At 33.7% G+C, this 6,409-nt stretch carries 6 protein-coding genes; 2 read left to right on the top strand and 4 right to left on the bottom strand.

All coding sequences use genetic code 11. From position 1 onward, the window contains the following. Together P8M54_RS10145 and P8M54_RS10140 are read left to right on the top strand one after the other, a co-directional pair. On the top strand, positions 1–1,191 hold a 1,191-nt coding region (locus P8M54_RS10145), incomplete at its 5' end, for a sodium:proton antiporter (RefSeq protein WP_300287712.1). Positions 1,192–1,302: 111 nt separating this feature from the next. Beyond that, positions 1,303–2,118 carry a transporter gene (locus P8M54_RS10140; protein ID WP_300287710.1) on the top strand — a complete coding sequence of 272 codons (816 nt, stop codon included), beginning with the start codon at positions 1,303–1,305 and terminating at the stop codon, positions 2,116–2,118. Positions 2,119–2,203: 85 nt separating this feature from the next. Here P8M54_RS10140 and P8M54_RS10135 read toward each other — a convergent pair whose 3' ends face one another. The 4 genes from P8M54_RS10135 to P8M54_RS10120 all read right to left on the bottom strand — a co-directional run. Continuing rightward, the gene (locus P8M54_RS10135) at positions 2,204–3,250 is read right to left on the bottom strand and encodes an o-succinylbenzoate synthase (protein ID WP_300287709.1); all 1,047 of its coding nucleotides are present in this window, start codon (positions 3,248–3,250) and stop codon (positions 2,204–2,206) included. 213 nt (positions 3,251–3,463) lie between these two features. Further along, entirely contained in the window at positions 3,464–4,357 is an 894-nt protein-coding gene (locus P8M54_RS10130; RefSeq protein WP_300287708.1) for a carboxypeptidase-like regulatory domain-containing protein, read from the bottom strand. A gap of 278 nt (positions 4,358–4,635) precedes the next feature. Next, positions 4,636–5,835 carry a tetratricopeptide repeat protein gene (locus P8M54_RS10125; protein ID WP_300287707.1) on the bottom strand — a complete coding sequence of 400 codons (1,200 nt, stop codon included), beginning with the start codon at positions 5,833–5,835 and terminating at the stop codon, positions 4,636–4,638. 136 nt (positions 5,836–5,971) lie between these two features. Then, positions 5,972–6,409: MBL fold metallo-hydrolase (locus P8M54_RS10120; protein WP_300287706.1), on the bottom strand; the 438-nt coding region annotated here is incomplete at its 5' end.

Below are 6,409 nucleotides of genomic sequence, written 5' to 3'. Positions count from 1 at the left end.
TCAGCAGGATTTGCTTACATCAATTTTAGAGTATTAAAATTACCCAATGCGATTGGATTAATGCTAGTATCATTAGTGTTTTCGTTTTTCATAATAATCATGGGGCACTACTTCCCTATTTTCAAGGAAGATATTGCTATGAAAATGGATAGTATCAACTTTAGTGAATTACTACTAGAGAGTATGTTGAGTTTCATGTTATTTGCAGGCGCTATACATATTAAGTTCAAAGATTTAAACAAAGAGAAATTAAGCATTCTATTGTTTTCAACCATTAGTGTCTTGATAAGTACGTTCATCATTGGATTTGCTTCTTACTACCTTTTAAACTACATGGGTATTCCAGTTCAACTGATACATGCGATGCTTTTTGGAGCCTTGATTTCCCCAACGGATCCTATTGCAGTTTTAAGTATTCTGAAAAGCGCAGGAGTATCTAAATCATTAGAAACTAAAATAGCAGGTGAATCTCTATTCAATGATGGTGTGGCTGTTGTTGTATTTATTACCATCTTAAAATTAGCGAAACCAGGTACTGAAATTAATATCAGCAGTATTTTGCTTTTATTTGGACAAGAAGCAATAGGCGGTTTAGTTTTAGGAATTGTTATCGGTTATATTGGATACAAATTAATTGCTAGCATAGACAATTACCAAGTAGAAGTTTTAATTACTCTCGCAGTGGTTATGGGTGGATACACTTTGGCACATTATACACATGTTTCTGGACCATTAGCGATGGTTGCAGCAGGACTAATCACTGGTAATCATGGAAAAACGCTAGGAATGTCAGACACCACAGCGGAATACGTGGATAAGTTTTGGGAACTCATTGACGAAATTTTAAACGCATTATTATTTGTATTAATTGGACTCGAATTATTAATTATACAAACCAATCAAAAAATAGTTTTTGCAGCCATTCTAATCCTTTTGATCACTTTAGTAACCAGATACATTTCGGTTTATATCCCTTCAATCGCTGTGCGTTTAAAAGAACGTATCAATCAAAAAACAATTTTGATTTTGACTTGGGGTGGATTACGAGGCGGTATCTCCATTGCTTTGGCGCTATCAATCAATCCAGAGTATAACAAAGATATTTGGGTAACAATTACGTATGTCATTGTTTGCTTCTCCATATTAGTACAGGGATTAACGATTGGAAAGTTTGCTAAAAAAATGCAATAATAGTAGTGAACATTACATCTTACCATAGCAGCTAGCCCTTCTTTTTTCATTTTTTTTTTTTTAAATGTCAGGAATTAGAAAAACAGCGTCAATTATATAAAATAAACAACTATGAAAAAATACATACTATTACTTTTATTATTTTCTACGGGAACAAGCAATGCTCAAAGTCCATGGACAAAAGAAAAAGGGAAAGCCTATGTACAACTAGGTGTAACCGGTCTGTTTTACAACACAGCACAAATAAACGATCAAAAAATAACTTTTGGAGGGGATTATAGCGATGTCACAACACAAATCTACTGTGAATATGGATTATCCAATAATCTTGAAGCATTAGTTATTTTACCCGTTAAATCAGCTAGTTTTAAGGCCAATAGCGGCGGTGGTAGTGATCAGTTATCCGGATTGGGGAATATTACTTTAGGTTTAAAGTATAAAATGTATGACCAAAAATGGAAAATTAGTACGGGTTTACAATACCAAGCTAATTCTGCTAAGAACAATGCAAGCTCTGGTTTGAGCACGGGTTTTAACGCCAATTCCTTTATCCCATACGTAACCGCTGGTTCTAGTGAAGGTAAATGGTACTATTTTGGAAACATAGGCTATGGATATATGACTAATGATTATTCGGATTATTTGAAAATCGGTGCTGAAGTAGGTTATTTAGTGATACCTAAAGGCCATTTGATCTTAGCTTTAGATACTAAAAATCCAGTTGCTAAAGAAAATGCTTTTCTATCTAATGCCTCTAGATGGCCTTCCTACTTAGATCGTCAAACCTATAATGCAGTTGGACTAAAATTTAATTACGAATTTAGTGCCGACAAATACGGAGCCAATATCGCTGCTTTTGGTGCTTTTGGAAACAACAATGCACCTCTAGCTCCTACTATTAATTTCGCAGTTTACGCTAAATTATAAAAGCATACTTCTAGTAAAATCAATAAAAAAAACCAATTTCTAGCGGACTAGATATTGGTTTTTTTTATCAATATTGTTGTCATTTTTACTGCAAAGTTTCAAAATTAAACTCCCATTTTTCATTATTTCTGTACCATAATTGCCCTTTTGAAACTGCTAACGGACAATCAAAATTATTGGTATAAAGTGCTCCTGTCCCCAATCCTTGTGGCATAGAATTTTGTTGTAAAAAGGTCCATTGTGCTATGGCATTTAGACCAATATTACTCTCTAAAGCCGAGGTAATCCACCAGCCAATATGGTGCTTTTCAGCCAATGAAATCCATTCCTTTGTACCTTTAAAACCGCCTACAAAACTAGGTTTCAAAATGATATATTGTGGCTTGATTTTAACCAATAAAGCTTCTTTATCTTCCAGTTTATACACTCCAATCAACTCTTCATCTAAAGCAATAGGAAAAGGGGTTGTTTTACACAGTTCTGCCATCCTGTCAGTATTGTTTTTTTGAATAGGCTGTTCAATACTATGTAATTTAAATTCAGCCAGTTGTGATAATTTATATAAAGCTTTATTTAACTCAAAAGCACCATTAGCATCTACTCTAATTTCGATTTGCTTTTCATCGAAATTAGCCCTGATAAACTGCAATAATTCCAGTTCTTTTTCAAAATCGATAGCACCAATTTTTAGTTTTACACAGTTAAATCCTTCCGCTAGTTTTTCTTCGATTTGTTGCTTCATAAAAGCGGGCTCACCCATCCATATCAAACCATTAATTGGAATCGATTTTTGCTCCTCGGTAAAGGCTGAAGGAAAGAGTAAAAAAGGAGTTTCACTAGCCAACGATTGAAAGGCTATTTCGACTCCAAATTGAATCGAAGGAAATTCGATTAAAGCCTCCCAAAGTGCCTCTTTTCCCAAATGAATATTAGCACAAGTCCATTGTAGCTTTTGCTCGTAATCAGGTCGATCGTCTGCGCTCAATCCACGCAAGATACCGCACTCTCCTATTCCTTTCTTACCGTTTGCTTCCAGAATAATAAACCAGGTTTCTTTGGTCGTCATAACACCACGAGAAGTACCTGATGGTCTTTTAAAATCCAGAATGTATTTGTGGTAGGTTGCTTTCATTATTGTACTTAATAAATATTTAAATGATCAAATGATGTAAGATATAGCTCAATTGTTTTATATAAATTTAAAATTTATCGCTTAAAAAAAATTGATTTTCTCTAAATATTAATAAAAGCTTATAAAGTATCAGCACAAAATAGGTATGCTATCGTTTAAAAATGAATTAACGCCTATTCTCTAAAGTATTTACATTAAAACTATTTAGCTTTTTTAGTTTTCTATTAACGCTGAGATATTAATATTTGCATTGATAAATTGATTTTTTTTAACCTTTGATTCATTTGTAGATAATTTCCAGTTTTTATTCATGAACCGAATCCAAGTTGAGTACTTTTGTTTTGTATGGGTAAAATTTATTCTAGGTGCAATAATAGACATTGATGTAGTATTATAATTTTCTTTATTTACGAGCTCGATACCTATACACATACCTTCTACTGGTAATTTAATTCTTAACTTTTCTACATCAACCTTTAAAATGTAGGTGCGATTTTCTGGCGTAATAAATACATTTTCATTATAAATTAATTGACCAGGCTGCTTTTTAATACTATCATAACGATAAAATTTAAGGTTATAGGTTGCCAAAAAATCATATTTGGGTGCCTTATTTAAATTCAGCATAATTTCTTTAACCAAACCTCTTTTCTTAAAAGTGTTTTCGATGTATGATGAGAATTCATAACCAAAAGGTAATCCAGTTCTAATCTTAAGAGTTTGTTTTAAACCCAATTTTATATTTTTTGTATACTTTATTTTTTTTGAATTAATCACAACTTCCTCCAGTGATTCTATCCTCGGACTTAAGTAGACAACCTTACCTAACTTGTCAATATTAATTCTTTTGCTTTCGTACCCAACTGATGATAATTGGATAAACTCTAAAGAATCTATTTTTTTTAAATTAAAATATCCTTCACTATTAGACATTGTTCCAGCATTTACAGCTTCATAGGTAACGTTTACAAAAGGTATATTGACTTTAGTAATACTATCCTTTATTACTCCCACTATTATAGACTGCGAAATACTTTTTGTACTGCATAAAATAAAAAGAATGACAAAACTTCTTTTCAACGCAGCTTCAATATGCTTATATCCCATACTTATTTTTTATTACTATTCGGTTTCAATCATTTTAAAACTAAAATTCGAATTCTATTTATTAATTCTCATTAAATACGATAATCCAAATAGTATTATTCCGAAAAAACAAAGTAGCAGATATATTAATGTTCCTGGTTCTTCAAAAAAATACATTTTAAGATTAAGCAGTATTCCAATTAAAAGGATAAACAATCCAAAATAGCGTGTAATTGTGATTGTAGTTTTCATGCTAGTATTTTTATTTTCTAATTTATCAGAATTTATTTTGTTATTTATCAGTCCGTCATCTTTAAGATACGATCAAAATCTTTGGTTGGCAAACCTGCTTTTGTAAACACAGAAAAGTCTTCTTTGATCTTTTGTGTCCAACTGAGGTTAGCTGTAACATTTTGGTTCTGATATTCTTTGTAAATGGCTTTAGCGGAACGATAATCACCATTTAACAAATAAGCATGTGCAAGATTTAACTGAATCAATAATTCTGCATTATCTTTACTTTCACCTTCTTTTAGCACTTTTATAGCTTTACCGTACTGCTTGGTCATCAAATAACTATAGCCAAGACCATTATAATCTAAAGCGGAAGCCTGAGACTTCGATACTAGAGAAGCATATTGCTTTATGGCTGTAGCAAAATCACTTTTAAGCACTGCTTTCGCTGCCAAGGTGCGCATATCAGTAGTTACTCCTTTGGCTACAGTAGTTTCTGTTACGCAACTAGCGCCAAAATCTTTATATACTTTAGCTTGCTCGATAGGCAACAACTTTTGAAACTCTTGGTAGGTATATTCTTTCTGGATTTTTTGCTGTAAGCAAATACAAAAATCATCAGAATTTGGCATGTTGCGCGCTACTGCGGAGGTTTTACATTGATTGATAATGTATTTTCGGTTTTCGGTAGACCAGCCTCGCGCTAATTTCCTATCGACCCAGGGCACCACTTCTAGAATAATTTTTTGCTTCATGATCCAGTTCTTACTCTCAAATCCAAACCATAAATTAGTAGTATTAGTTTTTATGCAAGTTGATTTATCAATCGAAAGACGGTTGGCATCTTTACTAATCGCTTCGTCTTGAACAAAGCAAGCATCATAGGTTTTACCCGATTTTTGGTAGGCAGTAGCTAAATCACTTGCCGAAAAAACAGCATATTTCGATTTATCATCGCCTGAGACCTTAGACAGTAAAAAAACGGCTCCAGCTGAACCTTGACTGATTCCTGTAGGATCAGGTATAGCTTTAAGCACCGAAACCAGACTACTAGCCAATTGTTGATTATCGTCAAGCAGTGTAATTCTATAGATTAGCTCCGTTGTTCCCACAGGAAAATCATCGGTTTTGATCACAATACGATCTCTAGCCGATACAATAACCTCCTTGGTCGTAGCTCTTTCTTTGTCCCAGTAACCATCCTGCTGCCCGAAAGCCGCAGATGAAAAAATACCTAATAACAATAAAGCAATATTTTTCTTCATTTAAATAGTCGTGTATTAATGATCCAATTCATAGCCCTGATAGCAATGAAAATCAGTAAGTGCCCGGGTTTCGGGCACTTACTATTGTAATGAATAGCAGGAAAAAGCTCCTAATTAAGCAAACTGATGCTACTGCTTATAATTCGATGCTTTCTCCAATTTCAAGTAGCATTAAATCTTTTCCTTTATCAAAAAACTGCTGAATAGCCTGTTTGTGATCGATTTTGATGTAACCAAAAGTATCAAAGTGGTAGCCTAATATTTTGTCGCACTGTACAAAATCAGCTGCGATGATCGCATCCTCAACATCCATGGTGAAGTTATTTCCAATTGGTAAAATAGCCAAATCTAATTTGGTGCGCATTGGAATAAGTTTCATGTCCATAGTCAAAGCAGTATCACCGGCTATGTAAATATTTTTATGCTCACCCTCGATCACAAATCCACCTGGATTACCGCCATTTGTCCCATCAGGAAAAGAGCTGGAGTGAATCGCGTTTACATATTTCACTTTTCCAAAGTCGAAAGTCCAGCTTCCGCCATGGTTCATTGGGTGCGCATTAAAGCCTTTGTT

This window comes from Flavobacterium sp., from assembly GCF_029242675.1.
Lineage (GTDB): Bacteria > Bacteroidota > Bacteroidia > Flavobacteriales > Flavobacteriaceae > Flavobacterium.
Note: the sequence above shows the minus strand (reverse complement) of the source record. Positions and strands in the feature narration are given on the sequence as shown.

Coding starts and splice junctions, on each gene's coding strand:
- P8M54_RS10125 (WP_300287707.1), bottom strand. CDS start 5,835: ATGAAGAAAAATATTGCTTTATTGTTATTAGGTATTTTTTCATCTGCG.
- P8M54_RS10135 (WP_300287709.1), bottom strand. CDS start 3,250: ATGAAAGCAACCTACCACAAATACATTCTGGATTTTAAAAGACCATCA.
- P8M54_RS10140 (WP_300287710.1), top strand. CDS start 1,303: ATGAAAAAATACATACTATTACTTTTATTATTTTCTACGGGAACAAGC.
- P8M54_RS10130 (WP_300287708.1), bottom strand. CDS start 4,357: ATGGGATATAAGCATATTGAAGCTGCGTTGAAAAGAAGTTTTGTCATT.